We start from the raw sequence: 21,540 nt of genomic DNA on the forward strand, positions 1-21,540 counted from the left end.
TTCGTTGCAGGGCAAGAGGACGCACGGGAAGAACCCCGTGCCGGGCCGTCCTCCTCCAGTTGGAACGACCGGCCGCCGCGAGCGGTGGCCGACCCGGGAGGTACGGATGAAACGCATGTTCGGCGTGGTGCTGGCCACCGCGACCCTGACCCTGGCCGCCGGGCTCGCCACACCCGCCGTCGCGCAGACCGCACCCGTGGCGACCCCGACGCCGTCGCCGACCCCGGTCTGCCCACCGGTGCTGCCGATCAACGCCATGGTGACCGGGACGACCGCGAACAGCGTGACCATCACCTACAGCGCGTTCGTCGTCCCGCCCTGCGGCTACGACCCGCCGATCACGTTCCACCTGTTCGGCAGCCACGACGACGCCATCGACTGGCAGGACCCGATCGCCCAGGGCACCTCGGGACCGGAGCGCTCCGGCACGGTCACCATCGACGGGTTGACCCCGGGCACCGAGTACTGGTTCCGGCTCAGCGACGCACACGGGGTGCGGGACCGGTACGTCATCGGCGGGCCGGCGCGGACCGGGCTGCCGGCACCGTGCAGCGCGACCGCCACCGTCGACAGTGGATGGGGAAGCGGTTTCGTCGCCACGGTCACCGTCCGTAACACCGGTGCGGACCAGCTCAACGGATGGCGCGTGCGGTGGAGCTGGCCCGGCGGCGGCAGCGTCCAATCGATCTGGAACGCGGTGGTGGAGACGACGTCGACCGAGGTGACGGCGCGGCACGCCGAGTACAACCGGGTCCTCGCACCGGGTGCGTCGACGACCTTCGGTCTGCTGGCCGCGACCAGCAGCGTGCCGGCGGGGTTCACGCTCACCTGCGAGCGGTGGTCCTGACAACTGCCACAGCATCCGGCCACACGGATGATGGTAAATGCGTTACCGGGTGGTAACGATGTTGTGTCATGGACTCCGCCCTGACCCTGATCGGACTACCCATCGCCCTCGGCGTCATCATGCTCGGTCTGGGTCTCGGCCTGACCGTCGCCGACTTTCGCCGGGTGGCCCACCATCCGAAGGCGGCCGTGATCGCGCTGGCGTGCCAGGTGCTGCTGCTACCGGCGCTCTGCTTCGGTCTGGTGCTCGCCTTCGGTCTGCCGCCGGAACTGGCCGTCGGGATGATGCTGCTCGCAGCATCGCCCGGCGGCACCACGGCCAACCTCTACAGTCACCTCTTCGGCGGGCACGTCGCGCTCAACATCACCTTGACCGCCATCAACTCGGTGCTCGCCGTGTTCACCCTGCCGATCGTGGTCAACCTCTCGGCGGCGTACTTCCTCGGCGACGCGCGCAGCATCGGTCTCCAGTTCGACAAGGTGCTCCAGGTCTTCGCCATCGTGCTCGTCCCGGTCGCCATCGGCATGCTGGTCCGTGCCTGGGTCCCCCGGGTCGCCGAGAGCCTGAACCGCCCGGTACGCATCCTGTCCGTGGTCGTGCTGGTCGCGGTGATCGCCGGTGCCGTGGTCGGCGAGCGGGACAACCTGGCCGACTACTTCGTCTCGGTCGGTCTCGCCGTGCTCGCGTTCAACCTGGTGAGCCTCGGGATCGGCTACGGCGTGCCCCGGCTGGCCGGCATCGACCGGGGTGCCGCCAAGGCGGCCGGCTTCGAGATCGGCATCCACAACAGCACGCTGGCCATCACGATCGCGCTCAGCCCGGCGTTGCTCAACAGCAGCCAGATGGCGATCCCGGCAGCCGTGTACGGCGTTGTCATGTTCTTCACCGCCGCCGCCTTCGGCTATCTGGTGAACCGCGTCGGCACCCGGACCAGCACCTCTCCGAGCGGTGCCACCACCGTGTGAGGTATGCGACTGTCGTGACGCTGACAGCCCGTGGGGCAACGGGTGACGCGCCGTGCGGGTACAACGATCGTTGAACGTTCATGCCATCACCCGTTTCGCCGCTCTGTCGCTGCCGTGACGCCACGGCAGGCGCGCGCGGGCAGGCGCCGTCTCGTACCCCTCTTTGGAGAGCCCATGTCCCTCTCTCCGGCCCAGGTCTTCGCCACGTTGAACGCGGTGCGACCGCTCGACCAGCCGTCGCCGTCCATCGACAAGGCCGTCGTGCTCGGCGGCAGTGTCGCCGGTCTGCTGGCCGCGCGGGCGTTGGCGGAGCACGCGCAGAGCGTCGTCGTCATCGATCGGGACGACCTGCACGTCCCGGGTCGCCGGCCCGGCGTGCCGCAGGGGACGCAACTGCACGCCCTGCTGCCGGGCGGCTTCCTGCAACTCGAGCGGCTCTTCCCGGGCTTCGGCAGGCAGGCCGTGGCCCAGGGAGCGGTCGAGGCGCCACCCGAGGCCCGCCGAAGCTACCTCGACGGGCGGTTGAAGGTCGTCGTGCCGGGCGACGCCGACAGCCTGGCCGGCAGCCGGCCGCTGTTGGAAGGGCTGATCCGGCAGCAGGTCCTGCGGTTGCCCAACGTCAAGACGATCACCGCCCGCGCCACCGGTCTCGTCTTCGACGGCGCCGTCACCAGCGGGGTCCGCTACGAGGTCGGTGGCACTGCCGGCACCGAGAACGCGGATCTCGTGGTGGACGCCATGGGCCGGTCGAGCCGGCTCTCCGACTGGCTGGAGCAGGCGGGCTGGGAACGCCCTGAGATGCGGCGGATGAGCGTGCACCTCAACTACGCCACCGCGCTGTTCCGGCGTCGGGCGGACAAGCCGCAGCACACCGTCGTGCTGGCGCTGAACAGCCCGCGGACGTCGGCGGCGGTGGCCGGGGCGGCGTTCTTCGCCATCGAGGACGGCCGGTGGATGGCGATGATGGCCGGGTACGCGGACAATCGTCCGGGCCGTACACCTGAGGACTTCGTTCGCCGGCTGCGCGAGTTCCCACCCGAGTTCCACGAGGTCGCCGACAGCGAACTGCTCGGCGACGTGCAGACCTACCGGCACGCCGACAGCCGGCGGCGGGACTTCCACAAGCTGAGCCGCTTCCCCGCCGGGCTGGTCCCGGTCGGCGACGCTGTCGCCTCCTTCAACCCGGTGTACGGGCAGGGCATCACGGCGGCGGCCCTGCACGCCGCCTGCCTGTCGACGTACCTGCGTGCCGGGCCGGATCTGCGGCAGCCGGCCCGCGAGTTCCTGGCCCTGCAGCAGGTCGTGGTCGACGCCGCGTGGTCGATGTCGACCTCCGCCGACCTGGCCCTGCCGCACGTCGACGGCCCGTACCCGCGTGGCTACCGGTTCTCCCGCTGGGTCAGCCGGCAGATCGTCGACGCGACCGTCACCGACATCGCCACCGCCCGCCGGTTCAACGACGTGGTGTCCCTGTGCGAGCACCCGAACGCGCTGGCCAGGCCCGGGGTCATCCTGGGTGCGCTGCGCGCGAACCTGCGGGCCCGGTGACGAGGCACGCCTCTGGTGATCGCCGCGCCCGACCGGCAGAGTGATCTCCGTCGGCTCATCCGGAGTGGAACGGAGTGCATGGTGGCGTACGTCTTCCTGCTGCTCGCTATCGCCGCCGAGGTCACCGGCACCAGCCTGCTCAAGGCCACCGAGGGATTCACCCGCCTGTGGCCGACGCTCGGGCTGGCGGTGTCCTACCTGACGGCGTTCGCGCTGCTCGCCCAGGCGGTGAAGGGCATCGAGGTCGGTGTCGCGTACGCCCTGTGGTCGGGGTTGGGCACCGCGGCGATCGTGGCCATCGGCGCGACCGTGCTGGGTGAACCGCTGACCGTCACCAAGGTGGTCGGGGTCGGTCTGATCATCGCCGGCGTCGTCCTGCTCAACCTGCGCGGCGCGCACTGACGTCCCGGTGTGACCCCGCTGGTCACGCCGGGACCGGCCCCGCAGCATTTTGCGCGAACCGCGGTACCGGTCGCCCGCCAACCGCTAAAGTTGCACTTATTGCAATGCCCGCATATGTTGATCGGCGACTGCTGGGCGGGAGGACGCACGATGGGTGCCGGGCACGACCACGGGCGGCAGGTGCTGCGCGCCGGAGAGAAGCACCGTGGGCGGTTGTGGGCGGCTTTCGCCCTGCTGGCCGTCTTCATGGTGGTGGAGGCGGTCGGAGCATGGGTGACCGGCTCGCTGGCCCTGCTGTCGGACGCCGGGCACATGTTCACCGACGTGCTCGGCATCGGCATGGCCCTCGCCGCGATCACCGCGGCGAGCAAGGCGTCCCGCGACGGCCAACGCACCTTCGGGCTGTACCGGATGGAGGTGCTGGCGGCACTGGCGAACGCGGTGCTGCTGTTCGGGGTCGCCGTCTACGTGGTGGTCGAGGCGGTACGCCGGTTCGACGAACCGCCGGAGGTGCTGGTCGGCCCGATGCTGATCGTCGCCGTGGCGGGTCTGGTCGCCAACGTCGTGGCGTTCCTGCTGCTGCGCTCCGGCTCCAAGGAGAGCCTCAACGTGCGCGGGGCGTACCTGGAGGTCCTCGGTGACCTGCTCGCCTCGGTCGGCGTGATCGTCGCCGCCGTGGTGATCGCGGTGACCGACTGGTGGTACGCCGACCCGATCGTCGCGGTGGCGGTGGGCGCGTTCATCCTGCCCCGCACCTACAAGCTGGGTCGGGCCGCCCTGCGGGTGCTCGTCCAGGCCGCGCCGCCACACGTGGACATCACCGAGGTACGGGCCGGGCTGCGCGCCCTCGACGGCGTCGCCGACGTGCACGACCTGCACGTGTGGACCCTGACCTCGGGCATGGAGGTGGCCTCGGCGCACCTGAAACTGACGGCCGGGGCGGACCTGGGCCGGGTGCTCAGCACCGCCCGGCAGGTCCTGCACGACCGCTTCGCCATCGAGCACGCCACCCTTCAGGTGGAGCCGCAGGACGCCGAGGACGTGTGCCACGGCGCGCACTGGTGACACCCGGGCGGGGCCACGACCGCCCGGTGCGGGGCCGGCAGCGCGTGCTTTCAGGAAGCTGACAGGAAACCCGGCCAGCATGGGGCGCACCCGCACCGAAAGGCTGGCTCCGGCATGACGAGGAATACGCGACTGACCCTGGCGATGATCCTGGTGGTCATTCTCGCCATGATCGTTGTGATCGCCGTGAACCGGAACACCAGCCGGCCCGTCGCCAGCGGCGCGCCGGTCGACCCGGCCGTGCTGGTCCGCGACGACAGCCACCGGCTCAGCACGGCGACCGACGGCAGGGTCACCCTGGTGGAGTTCCTCGACTTCGAGTGCGAGGCATGTGGCGCGGTCTACCCGTCGATCACCGAGATCCTGGACACCTACCAGGACCGGATCACGTTCGTGGTGCGCTACTTCCCGATCGCCAGCCACCCCAACGCCGACCTGGCCGCCCGCGCCGCGCAGGCCGCCGCCGAGCAGGGCCGGTTCCCCGAGATGTACGCCACGCTGTTCGAGAACCAGGCGCAGTGGGGACACCAGAGCGCGCCACAGACCGACAGGTTCGTCGGGTACGCCCGGGACCTGGGCCTGGACGTGGAGCGTTTCCGGCGCGACCTCGACGCCGCGGCCACCGCCCAGCGGGTGGCTGCTGACCGGGCCGACGGCGAGACCGCCGGGGTACGGGGCACCCCGACGTTCTTCCTCAACGGCCGGCAGTTGACCGAGGTCCGTACCCAGTCGGACATGGTCGCCGCCATCGACGCCGCGCTCGCCCAGTGACCGCCACCGTCGCCCGCCGTCCCGAGACGCCGCAGGCCGGATTCGTCGCCCGGGTCACCGCCTGGGTCCTGGCCGTCGGCGGCGGCATCGGACTGCTCGCCGCGGGCACCCTGACCGTCGAGAAGATCAACCTGTTGGCCGACGCCGACTACGTGCCCACCTGCAGCATCAACCCGATCCTGTCCTGCGGCTCGGTGATGACCACGCCGCAGGCCGCCGCCTTCGGCATCCCCAACCCGCTGCTCGGCATCGCCGGCTTCGCCGTGGTCACCACGCTCGGCGTCCTGCTGCTGGCCCGGGTGCGGCTGCCCGGCTGGTGCTGGTTGGGCCTGCAGGCGGGGGCCACCTTCGGCGTGGTCTTCGTGCACTGGCTCATCTACCAGAGCCTCTACGTGATCTCGGCGCTGTGCCCGTACTGCATGGTGGTCTGGGTCGTCACCATCGCGATCTTCCTTTACACCAGCCTGCGTAACCTCGGCGCGGTCGCGCCGAGGTCGCCGCTGGCCCGGCTCTCCGGTCTCACCGGCTATCACAGCCTCATCCTGGTCGCCTGGTACGTGCTGATCATGCTGGCTATCCTGGTCCGCTTCTGGGACTACTGGTCCACCCTCTGGTGAGCCCGCCCGCCCCGACGGTCGGCGGTCAGTGCGCCCGCCGGCGGTGCCGCCAGAACGCCAGCAGAGCGAGCACCACGATCACGGCGAGCAGCGTGTACGTGCCGATGCCCAGTTCCCGCTCCAGATAGCGGTAGGAGGCCGAGCCGAGGTAGCCGAGCGTCGCCACCGCCACCGCCCAGAGCAGCCCGCCGGTGACGTTGGCCCAGCCGAACGTGCTGCGCCGCATGCCGCTGGCACCGGACGCCAGCGGCACCAGCACCCGCAGCACGGCCACCCACCGGCCGATCACCACCGCCATCGCTCCTCGCGCGGCGACCAGGCGTCGGGCCCGGTCCAGGTCGAGGCGACGACGGAGCACGGCCGGCGCGCGGGCCAGCACCCCGGGCCCGTACCGGCGACCCAGCAGGTAGCCGACCTGGTCGCCGAGGCAGGCCCCGACGGCCGCGGCAACGATCACCGCCCACAGCGGCAGCCCACTGAGGTGGGCCACCACGCCGCCGACAAGTACGACGGTCTCACCGGGTATGAGCAGCCCCAGCAGCGTCGAGGACTCCAGCGCGGGCAGCAGGAACACCAGAGCCAGCACGACCAACGGCGGCAGTGCGGCGATCCCAGCCAGTACCCGTTCCATCTGCTGATTCTGGCGCTTCGCGACGGCCCGGCGGGCGGGCGAACCGGGAAACCGCCAACCGGCGGTGGGTCAGCCCGTAGCGTACGAATCGAGAGCAGGTCAACGAACGCCCCAGGGACGAGGACTGTGCTATCCCGGACGCATCGTCCGTCGCCGGCTCTGCTGGTCAGCCTGGCAGTCTCGACCGTCCTGCTGGTCGGGCTGGGCCTGCTGGTCCGCCAGCACCCGGTGGCGGCCTGGGAACGGGACGTGTTCACCCTGCTCAACCGTCTGCCGGCGGGGGTGACGCCGGTGCTGATCGTGGTCATGCAGCTCGGCTCGTACCTCACGGTGTTCGGCACGGCTGCGCTCGCCGCCGTGCTGCGGCGCTTCGCGGTCGCCCGTGACCTGCTGCTGGCCGGGAACCTGGCGTACTGGCTGGCGGTGGTCAACAAGGTCGCGGTGGCCCGGCAGCGGCCCGGAGCGCTGCTGGCCGACGCCGTGCTGCACGATCGGGTCACCGGCTCGCTGGGCTATCCCTCCGGGCATGTCGCGGTCGCCACCGCCCTGGCACTGGTCGCGGCGCGGGCCGGCGGCACCCGCTGGCGGCGCCTGCTCTGGCCGGCGGTTGCGGTGGTCGCCGTGGCGCGCGTGCATGTCGGCGCCCATCTGCCGGTGGACGCCATCGGCGGGCTGCTCGTCGGCTGGCTCGCGGTCTGTCTGACCCGGCTGGTCGTCGGGGAGGTCGGTCCGCAGCGGTCCACCGGCGTGCTGCGCGAGGCACTGCGACACCGTGGCTTCGACGTGGTCCGGCTCGCGCCGCTGAGCGGCGACGCCCGCGGCTCGTGGCCGTGGTTGGTGGTCACCGGCGACGGGCGGCGGTTGTTCGTCAAGGTCACCGGTGGGCAGCAGCGGGACGCCGACTGGGCCTACAAGCTGTACCGGCGGTTGCGTTACCGGCACGTCGCCGACGAGCCGCCGTACCTCAGCGCGAAGCAGCAGAGCGAGCACGAGACCTGCCTGACGCTGCTGGCCGAACGGGCGGGCGTACGGGTTCCGTCGGTCGTCACCACCGCCACCCTGCCCGGTGGGGAGGCCGTGCTGGTGCAGGAGTTCATCGACGCGGCACCGTTGGACGCCACGTACGGACCGCTGCCGACGGCGTCGATCGCCGACGTGTGCCGGCAGGTGGCGCTGCTGCACCGGGGCGGGATCGCCCATCGTGACCTGCGGGCGGCCAACATCCTGGTCGACCGCGACGGCGCGTACCTGGTCGATTTCGGGTTCGGCGTCGACGACGCCGCCGCTGACCAGCGGGCCCGGGACATCGTCGAGCTGCTGGTCGCCCTCGCCGGCCGGGTGGATCCGGGCACGGCGGTCGACGTGGCGATTGCCGAACTCGGTGTCGACGACATCGCGGGAAGCCTGCCGTACCTGCAACCGGCAGTGCTCTCCCGGGCCAGCCGTGACCTGCTGCGACATACCCCTGACCTGCTGGAGCAGCTACGCGGCCAGATCATGCGCCGCTGCCCGCAGCGGGAACAACGGCTGGCCCGGGTCGTCCGGATCACGCCCCGGGGCGTCCTGTTGCTGATCGCGCTCGGCCTGCTCGTACACCTGCTGCTGCCGCAGCTCGGCGAGGTACGCGCCGCGCTGCGCCTGATGCTGCACGCACATCCGCTGGCCCTGGCCGCCACCCTGCTCGGCTCGGCCGCGACCTACCTGCTCAGCGCCGTCGTACTGCGGCTGGCGTCGAACAACCGGGTGCCGCTCGGTGAGGCCACCGCGGTGCAGGTGGCCGCGTCGTTCGCCAACCGGCTCGCGCCCGGCAGTGTCGGCGGCGCCGCGCTGAGCCTGCGCTATCTGCACCAGAAGGGATTGCGTGCCGCCGAGTCGGCGACCGCCGTGGTCGTCTCACGGGTGGCCGGCGTGGTGTCGGTGGCGCTGCTGCTGCCGGTGCTGTTGCCCTTCGCCCGCCGACCCACCCGCGCCGCCGAGCAGGCCGTCACGGCCAGGGCGCTGCCCGTGCTGCTCGGTGTGCTGCTGGTGCTGCTCGCCGTCGCGGCGGTGCTGGCGGTACCTCAGCTGCGCCGTCGTGGCCGTGCGGTGCTGCGGGAGAGCATCGCCGCCCTGCGCGCGCTGCCCCGCCGGCATCGGCTGACCCGGCTGATCGGCGCGGCCCTGGCGCTCACCCTCGCGTACGGGTTCAGCCTCTACTTCGGGTTGCTCGCCGTCGGTGAGCCGATCGATCTCGCGTTGCTGGCACCGGTGATCCTGGTGTGCGTCGTCGGGGAGGGGGTGGCCTCGGCCGCACCCACTCCCGGCGGCCTGGGCGCCACCGAGGCGGCCCTGGTCTCCGGGCTGCTGCTCTACGGGGTACCCGTCGACACCGCCGTCGCCGGCGTGCTGCTCTACCGGCTCGCGACGTTCTGGCTGCCCGCCCCGCTCGGCTACGTGGCGCTGCGGATCCTGGCCCGGCAACGGCTGGTCTGAGGCGCGGCCCGGATCGGCAGCCTCCGGTCGGCCACGTCCGCCGCCTCGGCGAAGTCGACCACCCCGAGTCCGGCCCCGAACGTGACCAGAGCGCCGCCGCGCAGCAGGTCCCGGCGTCGGCTGCGCGTCAGCCCGGCCATCCTCACCTCATCGGCGTCAGTACGTCGGCCACGACGCCGGCCATGTCGATGCGCGCGTCGGCACCTGGGTCGCCGCCCTCGGCTGCGGCCAGCAGCTCGGTCAGGGCCGGTCGCAGTCGCTGCGCGGAGTCGATGTAACTGGTCAGGGCCGAGCGGCTGAGCAGGTCTGCGTTGGCCCGGCCGTGCCCGGCGATGGGCCGGTAGGTGATCGTGGGGCGGCCCGAGGCGAGGGCCTCCTGGCAGGTGAGCCCGCCGGCGTTCTCCACCACGACGTCCGCCGCCCGCATCAGGGTGGGCATGTCGTCGACCCAGCCCAGCACGTGCCCGGGGAACCGCCGCAGCCGGCGGTACAACCGCTGGTTACGTCCGCACACCACGACCGGCTCGACGCAGCCGGTGGCCAGCACCTCCGTCGCGGTCCGGGCCACGTCACCCATGCCCCAGGAGCCCGCGACGATCAATGCGAGGCGACCCTGTTCGGGCAGCCCGAACTGTCGCCGTGCGGCCTGGGTGCTCAGCTGGGCAGAAGCGGCGAACCGGGCGTTGACCAGCGGGCGGACCACCCGGACCGGGGCGCTGCCGCCGGCGATGGCCTGCTGACGGGAGAGTTCGTGCACGACGCAGTACAGGTCCACGCCCGGCGCGATCCAGGTCGGGTGCACCGCGAAGTCGGTCACGTAGGTCACCAGCGGCGCGTTGACCAGCCCGGCGACCCGCATCGGCCCGAGGATCTGGTTGGCGAAGGGAAAGGTCGTCACCACGGCCCGGGTGTCCGGCGGCAGGCGGGCCAGCATGCGGCGGAACACCGGACGCAAGGCGGCCCGCAACAGCTGCACCGATGCCGGCGAGCGGCCGGTCGCGCTGAACAGCGCGTCGTAGCACCAGGGCAGCCAGCGCAACATGCCCCGGTAGCTTTCGCGCACCGTGACGTCGAGCGGTCCGGGCAGCAGGGACAGGAAGTTCAGCCGGTCAACCTGCCGGCCCTGATCGGTCAACCGGCGTTCCAGTTCGGCGGCGGCGGCGTCGTGGCCGGCCCCGATGTCCGCCGAGACCACCACGATCCGGCCGTCGGGCGCGTTCGAAGCGCCGCCGGTGCGACCCAGCGTCACTTCCGTCCAGTCGTCGACCACCGGACCTGCCCGCTGTGTCTGGCGCCTGCACTCCGTCACGCAGGCGCGGATACCCGTCGTTGCGCAGGTCACGCCCGGCCGGGCGGCGCTGTCACCGGCCGAGCACCGACGGGCTGGTGGTCGCTGAGTGTGCCGAGCGTCAGGTTCCGTTGCGTGGCCCAGTCGATCAGGGCGGGGAGCGCCGTCAACGTTGCGTGCCACGATCCGGCAGCCGCGACGTGGTCCGAGTCGTGCAGCAGGATGGTGCCGCCGGGACGCAGCGTTCGCAGGACGTCGTGGCAGATCGAGCCGGCGGTGGCATCCGCCCGCCAGTCCCGGCCCCAGGCCGTCCACAGCCGTGGTTGCAGACCCAGTCGGGCGCAGGCCAGCAGGGCCGCCGTGGTGAGCACCCCGTAGGGCGGGCGGTACCAGCGTGGCGGCTGGCCGGTCAGTTCGGCGATGCGGTCCCGGGCGCGGGCGATGTCGGCGTACGTCGCCGACGGGGTGCGGCACAGCAGGTTGTGGTGCTCCCAGCCGTGCACCGCCACCTCGTGGCCCTGCGCGGTCATCTCTCGGCCGAGTCCGGGATCGCGGTCGAGCAGGCTGCCGAGCAGGAAGAAGGTCGCGCGTACGTCCGCCCGGTCGAGCCGGTGCAGAAAGCGGGGCGTGGACCGACGGTCCGGCCCGTCGTCGAAGGTCAGCGCCACGTGCCCGGGCCGGCCGATCCCGCTCAGTTCGGGCAGCAGCCGACGGCGTACCGGCGCCACGGACGTCAGCGCCGGTACGGCGTGCAGCGCGAACCCGGCGGCCGTCGTGCCGGCGAGCATCCGGAGAGACGGCACACCCTCTTTATACCCAGCGGTCGGCCGTGCGGGCCGCCGATCGCGGCACCGGCTCGGTGCGGCGGCTGTGTCGGTCCGGCCTACGGCGCGGGGACGACCTCCTGGCCCAGCGGCCAGATCGCGGCCGGGACGAGCTTGAAGTTGGCCACGCCGAACGGGATGCCGATGACGGTGAGGCAGAGGCTGACGCCGGCGACGATGTGGGACAGGGCGAGCCACCACCCGGCGAGCACGACCCAGATGACGTTGGCGACGCCGGAGGCGACACCGACACCGGGCTTGGGGACCAGGGTGCGGCCGAAGGGCCACAGCGAGTACGACGCCAGCCGCAGCGAGGCCACCCCGAAGGGGATGGTGACGACGAGGACGAAGCAGATCAGAGCGGCGATGCCGTAGCCGACCGCCAGCACGAGCCCGCCGCCGAAGATGAGCCAGAGCACGTTCAGTACGAATCGGATCATGAACCAATCATGACCGGTGCGCGCCACCGGCCCCCGGGGGGAGGGCCGGGCACCCCGCAGGGGGCGGCCGGGGGAGGCCGGTGGCGCGCGGCGGGTCAGCCGGTCTGGCCGGTGACGCTGCCGCCGGACTTCGTGACGCGGTAGGTCACCTGGGCACCGCTCCAGAAGTGGAAGGTGAGGGTGACCGGGCTGCCGTCGCGTACCTCGCCGAAGAAGGTGTCGGTGAGGGTGATCCGGTTGCCGGTGTAGTCGGGGGAGAAGGTGACGTCGAACTCCTTGAACGACGTCCAGTCGTGCGGTCCGGCGTTGCTGCCGTCGGCGTACCGCGCCTCCATGGTGGCGAGCTGGTCGCCGCGGAACTGGGTCGGAATGGCGAAGGAGGCGGTCGTGCCGGTGGCGTTGGACAGCACCGGTGGGTCGTAGCTGATCACGTCGATCCGCCACGGTACGCCGGCCGAGAAGCGCGCCTGGAGGGTGGCGTTGACGCCGTACGCCCGGTTGCCGACCAGTCGGGTCACGGCGCTGGCGGTCAGCGTCAGCTGGTTGCCGGAGACGGTGTAGTCGGTGCCCCGGACCAGTTCGGTGCTGCCCTGGCGCAGACCGGAGAAGGTGGTGCCGTTGAGGTTGAGGGTCAGCGTCTTGGCGGTGATCGTGCCGGTGCGCGGCACGTACACCTGGTCGGACGAGGCGGTGCCGGAGCGGGTCGTCCAGCTCGACTTGATCTGGTTGATCAGCTCCGTGTCCCGCCAGACGAAGGTGGTTCGGTTGAAGTGCTGGCCGTTGTCCCAGAGCTGGGTGGTCAGCTGTCGGTGCCGGGCGTAGTAGCCGAAGTACTCGAAGAACTTCAGCTTCTCGCCCTGCTGGATGGTGCCGGTGTGCCGGTCGAAGCCGAGCAGGCCGTACTCGCCGATGACCACCGGGATGCCCCGGGTGACGAAGGCGTTGTGGACCCGATCGAAGGCGTCGACGAGGTCCTGCTGGGTGGTGGCGTCGAAGCGGGTGCCGCCGGCGACGTTCACGCTGAACGGCCAGTAGCCGTAGAAGTGCACGGTGGCGATCAGGTTGCGGTCGTTGAGTTGGTTGATCGTCGTGGTCAGCTCGTTGATCCGGGCCTGCTCGGAGGAGGTGTGCAGGGTCGGCAGGACCAGCATCCGGGTGGCGTTGTTGCCGCCGGAGGCGCGCACGATCCGGTGGAAGTTGACGTTCAGCTCGTGCAGCAGTTGCGCGTTCTGGGCGTCACCGGAGCTGTTGGCGAACTGCGGCTCGTTGACGCTCTCGAAGTGCAGCTTCGGTGAGGCGTCCCGGAACGCCGCGGCGATCTGGGTCCAGAGCGCGTTGTAGCGGTTGAGCACCGTCGTCCGGTTGGTCGGCATCTCGTGGATCCACTGCCACGAGTCGTGATGCAGGTTGATCATCACGTAGAAGCCGTCGTCCAGGGCCCAGCCGACGACCTCCTTGACCCGGTTCAGCCAGGCCGCGTCGATGGTGTAGGACGGCGCGGGCCCGTGGCGGTTGCTCCAGGTGACCGGGATCCGGATGCTGTTGAATCCCTGCGCCCGGATGGCGTCCAACTGGGCCTCGGTGACCCGCGGGTTGCCCCACGCGGTCTCGTCGGCGCCGACGGAGTCGAAGGTGTTGCCGAGGTTCCAGCCGGGCTGCATCGCGGCCACGTAGGCCATCGCGTCACCGGTCGGCGGCGGGGTCGTCGGGGGTGGGGTGGTCGGCGGTGGCGTGGTCGGGGGAGGGGTGGTCGGGCCGACGTTGCCGGTGCAGGTGACCCCGTTGAGGGCGAACGAGGTGGGGGCCGTGTTGCTGCCCGACCAGGAGCCGTTGAAGCCGAACGACACCGACTGGTTGGTGCCGAGCGCCGCGTTGTAGCTGACGTTTGTGGCGGTGACGTCGTTGCCGGCGGAGGTGACGGTGGCGTTCCACGCCTGCGTCACCCGCTGACCGGAGGGGAAGGTCCAGGTCAGCCGCCAACCGTTGAGCGGGTCGCCGAGGTTGGTCAGGTCGACGTTCGCGGTGAAACCGCCCGGCCACTGGCTCGGCGCGGAGTAGACCACCCGGCAGCCGGCCGCCGCGTGGGCGGCGCCCGCGCTGACCAGTCCGACCCCGGCCAGCAGGGCGGCGACCCCGGCGCCGACCACGCCCAGTCGCCATCGTGTCCTTCGTAGTGTGCCGCGCAGCCCGGCCATGACGCTCCTCGTGTGGTGATGGTGTCGACGGGTGGCTGGCCGCGTGTCACCGGATCGCCGGCAACATCCGGCCGGCTCGCACAATAAGTTGGGATCATGAACTTTGTCAATCGACGCAACGCGATGTACGGGGCTTCTGTGCAGGTGGCACCGTACTTCACAATTCGGTCCGTGCCGCCTGAACGTGCGATCTGTTCGGGAACAGTCGGTGTGAATGAGCGTGGCCCGCCGGGGTACTCGGCCGCGTGGCGGCGGGCGAGCGGAACGGGAGCTGGGCGCGTGGCGCCGCCGGCTCGGCGAGGGACCGGATCGCGGGCACGGTTGCCGCACTCAGCGTCCGGGTCGACTGGCGGGAGCGGCGACGGACCCTGGAGTTGTACGCGATCCTCGCCGTGCAGGCGGGGGTGGCCGCCGCGCTCGCCTGGTGGGTGGCGCACAACCTGCTGCACCACCCGTCACCGGTCTTCGCCCCCACCGCCGCTGTCGGCACCATCGCCGCCGCCATCGGCCGACGCACCCGGCGTACCGTCGAACTGCTGCTCGGCGTGCTGGCCGGGCTGCTGGTCGGCGACGCCCTGATCGCGGTGATCGGCACCGGCCCCTGGCAGACCGGCACCGTGGTCACCCTGGCCATCCTGCTCGCGTTGAGCCTGAGCCGGGGCGGACAGGTGGTCACCCAGGCCGGCGGCACCGCCGTGCTGATCGCCACGCTGGCTCCGGTGCAGCGCGGACTGGAGGTGCCCCGCATCGTCGACGCCGTGATCGGCGGAGTGACCGCCGTGGTGGTGGTCGCCGTCCTACCGGTCAACCCGGTACGGATCATCCAGCGGGCGGCGCGTCCGCTCTTCGCGGCCCTGATCGAGCACCTGCACGACGCCGCGGACGGCATCTCCCGCAGCGATTACCCGGCTGTGACCCAGGCCCGGGACGCGCTGAGCGGGCTGGACCCCCAACTGAAGCTGCTCAAGGACGCGGTCTCCGGGGCCGGGGAGGCGGTGGCGATATCACCGGCGCGGTGGCACCGGCGTAAAGAGTTCGAGCACTACGAACGCGGCACCCGCTATCTCGCCCTGGCCATCCGGGGCGGCCAGGAGATGCTGCGCCGGGCGGCCACGGCGATCCGGGACGACGAGCCCGTGCCATCCGGGCTGGCCGCCGCCGTGCACTACTTCGGTGACGCCCTCGCGCTGCTCCAGGTCGAGGCGGAGAGCGGGCGCCCCACCGACCGGTCCGAACAGTTGATCCTTAAGGCGGTGGACCGGGCCGCCGAGGCGTACGCCGAGGGGGTCGGCTTCTCCGGCAGCGTGGTGGTGGCGCAGATCCGTACCGTCGCCACCGACCTGCTGCGCAGCCTCGGCTGCGACGAACAGGAGGCCAGCGACGTGATCCGGAAACGCTTCGACGCGCGGTACGAAATCACCGGGCAGCCCGACCCGACGTGACCGAAGCGGGGCGGATCAGAGTCGGCCGGCGACCGTTCGCGCCAACTCGGTCAGCCGCTCGTCGTACTTGGCCATGTCGTCGGTGCGGACCAGCCGGATGGCCACCCAGACCCCGGAGACGTTGACGAAGACCATCCCCTCCTCGAGGTACGCCTCGTCCCCGATGCCGGACAGCGTCTCGAACTCGTGCTTCAGGTCGCGGTCGATGTCCAGGATCTTCTTCGCCCCGTCGCCGACGTGCACCTCGACCTGTGCCACCGGCCCGGAGACGGGCCCGGTGAACCAGCAGGTCTCCCCGCTCGGCAGCGGGTCTTCCAGCGGCGTACCGGCCAGCTTCTCGGCGTCCTCCTTCGAGACCAGCGCGCAGGCGTCGACCGGCGCCGCGGCAGAGGGCTCGGGTGCCTCGGTGGCCTCGGTCGGTGCCGCGGCTTCCGACGGCTGCGCCGGTGCCGGCGGTGCCGCCGCGGGCTCCGTACCGCCGCAGCCGGCCAGGACGGTGAGAACGGTGGCCGCCACGGCGAGTCGGGCGACGCAGGTCAGGTGCCGCACGGTGTCTCCTTCGTCGGGGCTTCAGTTCGGCAGGGCGTCGGCAAGTTTGCGCATCGCCTGGGCATATCCGTCGGGTTGGGCGCCGAGACGCTGGAAGCTGCTCAGCGTCACGGTGAAGCTGCCCGCACCGTTGATCACTACCGCTTCCGCCTCGATGTCCTTGACCGCCAGGTAGCCCTTGTCGCCGACGCCGAGGTCGGTCACCGACTGGTAGGTCTGGTCGGCCTGCTGGCGCTGGTAGTCGTAGGTCATCTCACCGGCGACCCGCGACGCGGTGGTCACGGTGAGCAGGGCGATGCCGTCGCCGAAGCTGCAGTTGCCCTTGTCGTCGAGTTGCTGGCCGACGATCCCGGTGACCTGCTCGGCGGTGAAGGGGCAGGCCGGCCGGACCGTGTCGGCACCGTCGACGGGCAGATCGAGATCGGCGTCCGACCCGGCGTCCGGACCGGCGCCCCGTGCCGCCGGTTCGCTGCCGCCGCAGCCGGTCAGTGCCAGGGCCGTCGCGAGCAGCACAGGCAGAATCAGTCGTCGCACCGGTCAGTTCCCCCTCTTCCGCCCGGGCGCAGACGCTGCGCACCAGCGCCTGCGGCAGTCGGGGTGCACTCGACGGTACGGCCGTCGCCCGGGGAAGGAATCCGGTGTTTCCCTAGCCTTTGTGGCCGCCGGTCGGCACCACGTCGGCGCTGATCCGGGCCAGTGCCGCGTTGAGTTCGGCCCGTCGGGAGATGCCCAGCTTGCGGTACACGCGGGACAGGTTCGTCTCCACCGTCTTGGGGCTGACGAACAGTTCGTCGGCGATGGCGCGGCTGGTCCGTCCGAGCGCGGCGAGCCGCGCCACCCGCTCCTCGGTGGCGGTCAACGCCGACGGTGCCGGAGGCCGGCCGCCCAGCCGGGCCGCCTCCGCCCGGGCCCGCGCGGCGAACGCCGCCGCGTCCAGGGCGTCGAATTCGGCCGCTGCCGCCGTGAGCGCCTCCCGGGCCGGCCGTTTACGGCGCAGCCGCCGGTGCACCACTCCGGCGACCAGCAGACAGCGGGCCCGGTCCAGGGGCAGCACGTGCGGCGCCACCGCCGCGCGGGCGGCGGCGAGATCGTCGAGGGCGGCCGACGGGTCCCGGCCCTCGGCGCTGTCCAGCAGGGCCCGACTGCGGGCCAGGCCCAGCAGCGTCCACGGCCGTGGCAGGCGGCGGTGCCGTTCGGTCAGCCGGTGCAGGGCGACGCGGGCGGTGGCGAGATCACCGGCGGCCACGCACGCTTCGATCCAGTCCGGCTCGAAGCGCTGCGCCAACGGCTCGGTCAGCCCCATCCGGTCCACCAAGGCGGCCAGCCGACCGTAACCGGCCGCTGCGTCGGCGGCCCGGCCGGCGCAGAGCGCGACGAACGCGCCGAGTTGCAGGTGGATCCGGCGGCACCAGTCGTCGTCGAGTTCCTCGCCCAGGCGTACGCCCGCCTGCGCCACCCGCGCCGCCGCGTCGAGCCGCCCCCGCAGGGCGTCGAGCAGCCCGGTCAGCCAGGTCTCCGCGGTCAACTCGGTGCCCAGCAGCTCACCGAGGTCACGGGCCGCCGCGATGTGCCGCTCGGCCATCGACCAACGCCCGGCGAGCAGTTCGGTCTCACCGAGATGCTTGAGCAGCTCGTACTGGGAGGGTTCGTCGCCGCGCGCCGCCGCCCGGTCCAGCAGCCGGGTCAGCCGCTCCCGGGCCCGGTCGGGATCGTCGATGCCCTTCCACCAGACCGCCGGAATGGTGCCCGCCAGCCAGGACGGTTCCGGCCCTTCCATGGCCAGTGCCCGGTCGAGCAGTTCGGTGCGGGGTGGCGCACCGGCGCGTACCTCGCTGTTGAACAGGTGCAGCAGCGCCGCGGCCAGCAGTTCCCGGTCCCCACCCGGGCCGCTGAGCAGAGCGATGGCCGACTCCGCGTGGGTACGGGCCGGGTCCGGCAGGTCGACGAAGAGGGCCAGGTGGGCGTGGATCCGACCGGCGAGCAGGGAATCGGGCTGCGTGGCGGCCAGCGCCCGACCGGCGGCCGCCAGCGCGGTGCCGCCCGGCTCGTCGGCGCTCCACGCGACCACGGCGCGCAGCAGCAGCGCCTCGGCGCGGACGTGACCGGTGAAGCTGGCGGCCACCTCCTCGGCGGCCGTCCGGGCACCCGGATGGTCGCCACAGTCGAACCGGCACCGGGCCGCCGCCAGCAGCCGCTGCCCGAGGGTGGGGCGGTCGTCGGCCGGGGTGAGCCGCGCGGCTGCCTCATAGAGGTTCGCCGCCGCGTCCGGCGCACCTCGGGCGTGTTGCCTCGCGGCGGCGGCGGCGAGGGCATCGGCCACCACCGGATCGGCGGTGGTGGTGCAGGCGGCCAGCTGGCGTACCCGTTCGTCGGGGTCGGCGACCACCCCGGCCAGCCTGCGGTGCAGCCCTCGGCGGACACCGGGCGGGATGCCGGCCCGCACCGCCGCCGCGTACACCGGATGGGTGAACTCCACCCGGGCCGGTGTCACCGCCAGCAGTCCGGCCTCCTCGGCACCGTCGAAGGCGCGCGGCCCCACGCCCGCCGCCGCGAGGTCCCGCAGCAGGGGGACGGTGAGCAGTGCCGCGAGCCGGACGGCGTCGCGACACCGGGCCGGCAGTTCGGCGAGCACGTCGGCGAGCAGCTGATGCATGGACGAGGCGACGGGCAGCTCCTGTGCCGGCTCCGGTGGCTTCGGCAGCCGCTGCACCGCGCGGGCCACCTCGATGGCGACAAGCGGATTGCCGCCGGCTTCCCGGGCGATGCGGGCCAGCAGCGGGCGGTCGAGATCGGCACCGACCCGCTCGCGCAGGACATGGTGCAGCGCGTTCACGCCCAGCGGCGTCACTGCCAGCCGGGTCAGCCGGCCGGAACCCGCGTCGAGCCCGAGCGGGGCCGCCGGCACCGCCGGGCCGCTCGCGCTGCGACTGCTGACCAGGGTGGCCGGTCCCGGGCCGACCCGGCGCAGGGCGAACCGCAGGGCGCGTTCGCTCGGCCGGTCGAGCCAGGGCGCGTCGTCCACGGCCAGCAGCACCGGCCGGCCCGAGGCGAGCGCCGCCTCCAGCAGCGACCGGGTGGCCGCCCCGATCACGCGTTCGTCGATCGTCTCGTCGCTGTCGCCGGTGACCAGGACCGTCTCGGCGGCGATGCGCTGCGGGCGCGGCAGCTCCGCCGCCAGGTCGGCAAGCGGGCGGAGCAGGTCGGCGAGGGCGGCGAAGGGGAGTTCGGCTTCGCATTCGGTCGGCGCGCAGGAGAGCACGAGCCAGCCCGACCGGGCCGCCTCGGCGGTCAGCGCCCGCAACAGCGCGGTCTTGCCGATGCCGGCGGGCCCTTCCAGCAGCACCTGCCCAGGCTCGCCCAGCGAGCGCCAGGCCTGGTCGAATATCTCGTCCCGGCCGACGAGCGCACGCCGCATGGGGCGATTCTGGCACCGTGCACCGCCGGTGACCATCGTGCGGACGCCTGACGCGCCGAGCACGTTCAGCGGTGTCAGACGCGAGAGATGCCCGGCCCCATGCTCCACAGTGGCGCACGGGGCCGGGCTCGTGATCAGTGTGTCGACGGCTGCGGCGCGCGATCGGCCGCGTCGTCCTCCTGCCCCTCGGGCTGCCCGGCGAACCAGTTGATGCCCGCCGGACCGCCGGCGAGCGCCGCCTCGGCCCGCGCCAGCGCGGCGTTCGGCATCGCGACGGTCGGTCCGAGGTGCGTCTGTCCCGCCGGTTCGCCCTCGACGGTCGGTTCGCCGCCGGGTGCTTCCAGGCTCGGTGGCGTCGGGCGGGCGTCGGCAGTCGGGCTCGTCGTCGGCTGGCCGTCGGCTCCGGCACCACCGTCACCCGCGTTCGCCTCGTGGGCACCGCGTTCGGGCGTGGCGTCGTGCACGATCGGCTCGGCCTCCGCTGCCGGCGTCGGCGGGCGTTGCCCGGCGCGGGCACCGACCACCGGATACTCGGCGGTCTCGCCACCGCCGGCCGCGGCGGCCATCACGGCTGCGGCGGCGAGGTCGGCGACCCGCTTGGCCTCCCGCTGCACCCGTGCCCGGGTCTCCTTGGCGTGCCGTTCGGCGGCCTCGACTGCCCGGCGTACCTCGTCCAGTCGCTGGCTTTCCGCGGCGAGGTCCCGGACGGTCTCCTCCAGCTGTTGCCGCAGCCGGGTCAGCTCGGCCTCGGTGGTCTCCCTGCCCTGCTGCGTCTCGTCGAGCTGCCGGCGGGCGGTGTCCAGTTCCTCCCGTACCCCGGCCAACGCGTCCTGCTGCTCGCCGATCTCCAGCTGCACGGCGTGCAGTTGCTCCTCGGCGGCTGCGGCCTGCTCGTCGCTGTGCCTGCGGACCTCGGCGGCCTGCTCGTCGGCGCGCTTGCGGATCTCCGCGGAGTACTGCTGGGCGTCCGCGATCATCGAGCTGACCCGCTGCTCGGCGGCGCTGCGTTGGGCGGCCAGCTCGCGCTCGACGGCCGCGCGCTGCTCGGCCAGATCCTCCTCGGCCGCGGCGCGCCGCTCGGCCAGCTCCTCCTCGACGGCCGTCCGCCGCTGGGCCAGCTCCTGCTGGCTCTTCGACCGGGCCGCCTGGATCTCCTGGTGGATCTGGGTACGCGCGGAGGTGGTCAACGCCTCCGCCGCCGCGCGGGCCTGCTCCACCTGCTGGCGGCACTGTTCCCCGATACGGTGGGCCTCCTGCTGGGCCCGCTCGTGTGCGGCTTCACCGTCGGCGCGCAGCTTGTCGGCCCGCTCCCGGCTCTCCGCCAGCTCGGCGTCGGCGGCCGCGCGGAGTTCCTCGTACTTCTTGTCGTGCTCGGCGCGGCGGGCGGCGAGTTCCTCTTCGAGATCGGCCAGCGCCTTGACGGTGCGTTCCCGGGCGTTGGCGAGGGTCTTCTCCGCCTCCGCCTGGAGCTTGTTGGCCCGCTGGGTGTGCGTGTCGATGATCGCCGCGGCCTGCTTCTCCGCGAGGTCCAGGATCTGGCCGACCATCGGGCCCACATCCTGGAAGGTCGCCTTGTCCAATTGCGCCGGACGCTGTCGCAGGTCGGCGACCTCGGCCTGGGCCGCCTGAAGTTTGGCGGTCAGCTCCCGAGCCCGCCCGAGGGCACGGTCCCGCTCGGCCGAGACCGTGCTGAGTTGACCGTCCAACTGCTCCACATAGCGGTCGACCTGCTTTCTCTCGTAACCGCGCAGGGTCACCTCGAAGGTCGGCCGCGAGGCCAGGTCGTCGCGGATGGCGTACGGCTCCTCGCCGATGGACATGCCTCATCCTCCGTACGATCGCGGGTCGGCGCACCGGCGACCCGGCGGCGATGACGCGCAACGCTACCGCCGCTCGTGTCGATCTGTCGTCCCACCCCGGTACGTTTTCGCGTTCCCCGGGTGCCGGTTTCGCAGGTGTGCCCAGCGAAGGTTGCCGAGTGTGTCCGGCCGGCGACCGAAGGCGGTCGGAGTCGGTCGGTGGCATCGAGGGACACCGACCAGGGCGGGGTACCGCGGAACGTGAAGGAG

General features: G+C 72.2%; 19 protein-coding genes. 9 read left to right on the forward strand and 10 right to left on the reverse strand.

The window, feature by feature from the left end; genetic code table 11:
• Nucleotides 1-106 precede the first annotated feature (106 nt).
• From VAB18032_RS09010 to VAB18032_RS09040, 7 genes are all read left to right on the forward strand, one after another.
• Nucleotides 107-847 carry a cellulose binding domain-containing protein gene (locus tag VAB18032_RS09010; RefSeq protein ID WP_043720164.1) on the forward strand — a complete coding sequence of 247 codons (741 nt, stop codon included), beginning with the start codon at nt 107-109 and terminating at the stop codon, nt 845-847.
• A 68-nt stretch (nt 848-915) separates the two neighbouring features.
• Nucleotides 916-1,812, forward strand: coding sequence for a bile acid:sodium symporter family protein (locus VAB18032_RS09015; RefSeq protein ID WP_013732491.1), 897 nt, complete (start codon nt 916-918; stop codon nt 1,810-1,812).
• Between the two features lie 174 nt (nt 1,813-1,986).
• Nucleotides 1,987-3,360 (forward strand): FAD-dependent monooxygenase family protein, encoded by a 1,374-nt coding sequence (locus VAB18032_RS09020; RefSeq protein ID WP_013732492.1) that lies wholly within the window; start codon nt 1,987-1,989, stop codon nt 3,358-3,360.
• Nucleotides 3,361-3,438: 78 nt separating this feature from the next.
• The gene (locus VAB18032_RS09025) at nt 3,439-3,762 is read left to right on the forward strand and encodes a DMT family transporter (RefSeq protein WP_269764244.1); all 324 of its coding nucleotides are present in this window, start codon (nt 3,439-3,441) and stop codon (nt 3,760-3,762) included.
• Nucleotides 3,763-3,912: 150 nt separating this feature from the next.
• Complete coding sequence (locus VAB18032_RS09030; RefSeq protein ID WP_013732494.1) at nt 3,913-4,827, forward strand: cation diffusion facilitator family transporter; 915 nt, start codon at nt 3,913-3,915, stop codon at nt 4,825-4,827.
• A 114-nt stretch (nt 4,828-4,941) separates the two neighbouring features.
• Nucleotides 4,942-5,598, forward strand: a complete 657-nt coding sequence (locus VAB18032_RS09035) for a DsbA family protein (RefSeq protein WP_043720167.1) — start codon at nt 4,942-4,944, stop codon at nt 5,596-5,598.
• Nucleotides 5,595-6,215, forward strand: coding sequence for a vitamin K epoxide reductase family protein (locus VAB18032_RS09040; RefSeq protein ID WP_013732496.1), 621 nt, complete (start codon nt 5,595-5,597; stop codon nt 6,213-6,215). The genes VAB18032_RS09035 and VAB18032_RS09040 overlap by 4 nt, the downstream gene beginning before the upstream one ends.
• A gap of 25 nt (nt 6,216-6,240) precedes the next feature.
• Here the strand turns inward: VAB18032_RS09040 and VAB18032_RS09045 are convergent, their stop codons facing one another.
• Entirely contained in the window at nt 6,241-6,846 is a 606-nt protein-coding gene (locus tag VAB18032_RS09045; RefSeq protein WP_013732497.1) for a DedA family protein, read from the reverse strand.
• Nucleotides 6,847-6,972: 126 nt separating this feature from the next.
• Here VAB18032_RS09045 and VAB18032_RS09050 point away from each other — a divergent pair, with 126 nt between their 5' ends.
• Entirely contained in the window at nt 6,973-9,318 is a 2,346-nt protein-coding gene (locus VAB18032_RS09050) for a flippase-like domain-containing protein (RefSeq protein ID WP_013732498.1), read from the forward strand.
• Here the strand turns inward: VAB18032_RS09050 and VAB18032_RS09055 are convergent.
• From VAB18032_RS09055 to VAB18032_RS09075, 5 genes are all read right to left on the reverse strand, one after another.
• Entirely contained in the window at nt 9,276-9,458 is a 183-nt protein-coding gene (locus VAB18032_RS09055) for a hypothetical protein (RefSeq protein WP_013732499.1), read from the reverse strand. The two genes, VAB18032_RS09050 and VAB18032_RS09055, sit on opposite strands and share 43 nt — an antisense overlap.
• A 2-nt stretch (nt 9,459-9,460) precedes the next feature.
• The gene (locus tag VAB18032_RS09060) at nt 9,461-10,588 is read right to left on the reverse strand and encodes a UDP-N-acetylglucosamine--LPS N-acetylglucosamine transferase (RefSeq protein WP_013732500.1); all 1,128 of its coding nucleotides are present in this window, start codon (nt 10,586-10,588) and stop codon (nt 9,461-9,463) included.
• 68 nt (nt 10,589-10,656) lie between these two features.
• Entirely contained in the window at nt 10,657-11,394 is a 738-nt protein-coding gene (locus VAB18032_RS09065) for a polysaccharide deacetylase family protein (RefSeq protein WP_013732501.1), read from the reverse strand.
• Nucleotides 11,395-11,489: 95 nt separating this feature from the next.
• The gene (locus VAB18032_RS09070; protein WP_013732502.1) at nt 11,490-11,870 is read right to left on the reverse strand and encodes a YccF domain-containing protein; all 381 of its coding nucleotides are present in this window, start codon (nt 11,868-11,870) and stop codon (nt 11,490-11,492) included.
• A 95-nt stretch (nt 11,871-11,965) separates the two neighbouring features.
• Complete coding sequence (locus VAB18032_RS09075; protein WP_043720172.1) at nt 11,966-14,065, reverse strand: cellulase family glycosylhydrolase; 2,100 nt, start codon at nt 14,063-14,065, stop codon at nt 11,966-11,968.
• Nucleotides 14,066-14,310: 245 nt separating this feature from the next.
• On the opposite strand from VAB18032_RS09075, the gene VAB18032_RS09080 reads away from it, so the two are divergent.
• Entirely contained in the window at nt 14,311-15,507 is a 1,197-nt protein-coding gene (locus VAB18032_RS09080; protein WP_013732504.1) for an FUSC family protein, read from the forward strand.
• A gap of 15 nt (nt 15,508-15,522) precedes the next feature.
• On the opposite strand, the gene VAB18032_RS09085 is transcribed toward VAB18032_RS09080, so the two are convergent.
• From VAB18032_RS09085 to VAB18032_RS09100, 4 genes are all read right to left on the reverse strand, one after another.
• Nucleotides 15,523-16,056, reverse strand: coding sequence for a DUF3558 family protein (locus VAB18032_RS09085; protein ID WP_013732505.1), 534 nt, complete (start codon nt 16,054-16,056; stop codon nt 15,523-15,525).
• Between the two features lie 21 nt (nt 16,057-16,077).
• Nucleotides 16,078-16,590, reverse strand: coding sequence for a hypothetical protein (locus VAB18032_RS09090; RefSeq protein WP_050814572.1), 513 nt, complete (start codon nt 16,588-16,590; stop codon nt 16,078-16,080).
• 112 nt (nt 16,591-16,702) lie between these two features.
• A complete protein-coding gene (locus VAB18032_RS09095; protein WP_013732507.1) occupies nt 16,703-19,471 on the reverse strand; it encodes an AAA family ATPase in 2,769 nt (922 codons plus the stop codon).
• Nucleotides 19,472-19,605: 134 nt separating this feature from the next.
• Entirely contained in the window at nt 19,606-21,291 is a 1,686-nt protein-coding gene (locus tag VAB18032_RS09100) for a hypothetical protein (protein ID WP_013732508.1), read from the reverse strand.
• Between the last annotated feature and the right edge of the window lie 249 nt (nt 21,292-21,540).

This window comes from Micromonospora maris AB-18-032 (assembly GCF_000204155.1).
GTDB lineage: Bacteria > Actinomycetota > Actinomycetes > Mycobacteriales > Micromonosporaceae > Micromonospora > Micromonospora gifhornensis.

What these genes read in the sequence shown, in the direction of transcription:
- VAB18032_RS09010 (WP_043720164.1), top strand. Translation starts at nt 107, where the DNA reads ATGAAACGCATGTTCGGCGTGGTGCTGGCCACCGCGACCCTGACCCTG.
- VAB18032_RS09015 (WP_013732491.1), top strand. Translation starts at nt 916, where the DNA reads ATGGACTCCGCCCTGACCCTGATCGGACTACCCATCGCCCTCGGCGTC.
- VAB18032_RS09020 (WP_013732492.1), top strand. Translation starts at nt 1,987, where the DNA reads ATGTCCCTCTCTCCGGCCCAGGTCTTCGCCACGTTGAACGCGGTGCGA.
- VAB18032_RS09025 (WP_269764244.1), top strand. Translation starts at nt 3,439, where the DNA reads ATGGTGGCGTACGTCTTCCTGCTGCTCGCTATCGCCGCCGAGGTCACC.
- VAB18032_RS09030 (WP_013732494.1), top strand. Translation starts at nt 3,913, where the DNA reads ATGGGTGCCGGGCACGACCACGGGCGGCAGGTGCTGCGCGCCGGAGAG.
- VAB18032_RS09035 (WP_043720167.1), top strand. Translation starts at nt 4,942, where the DNA reads ATGACGAGGAATACGCGACTGACCCTGGCGATGATCCTGGTGGTCATT.
- VAB18032_RS09045 (WP_013732497.1), bottom strand. Translation starts at nt 6,846, where the DNA reads ATGGAACGGGTACTGGCTGGGATCGCCGCACTGCCGCCGTTGGTCGTG.
- VAB18032_RS09055 (WP_013732499.1), bottom strand. Translation starts at nt 9,458, where the DNA reads ATGGCCGGGCTGACGCGCAGCCGACGCCGGGACCTGCTGCGCGGCGGC.
- VAB18032_RS09065 (WP_013732501.1), bottom strand. Translation starts at nt 11,394, where the DNA reads ATGCTCGCCGGCACGACGGCCGCCGGGTTCGCGCTGCACGCCGTACCG.
- VAB18032_RS09070 (WP_013732502.1), bottom strand. Translation starts at nt 11,870, where the DNA reads ATGATCCGATTCGTACTGAACGTGCTCTGGCTCATCTTCGGCGGCGGG.
- VAB18032_RS09075 (WP_043720172.1), bottom strand. Translation starts at nt 14,065, where the DNA reads ATGGCCGGGCTGCGCGGCACACTACGAAGGACACGATGGCGACTGGGC.
- VAB18032_RS09095 (WP_013732507.1), bottom strand. Translation starts at nt 19,471, where the DNA reads ATGCGGCGTGCGCTCGTCGGCCGGGACGAGATATTCGACCAGGCCTGG.
- VAB18032_RS09100 (WP_013732508.1), bottom strand. Translation starts at nt 21,291, where the DNA reads ATGTCCATCGGCGAGGAGCCGTACGCCATCCGCGACGACCTGGCCTCG.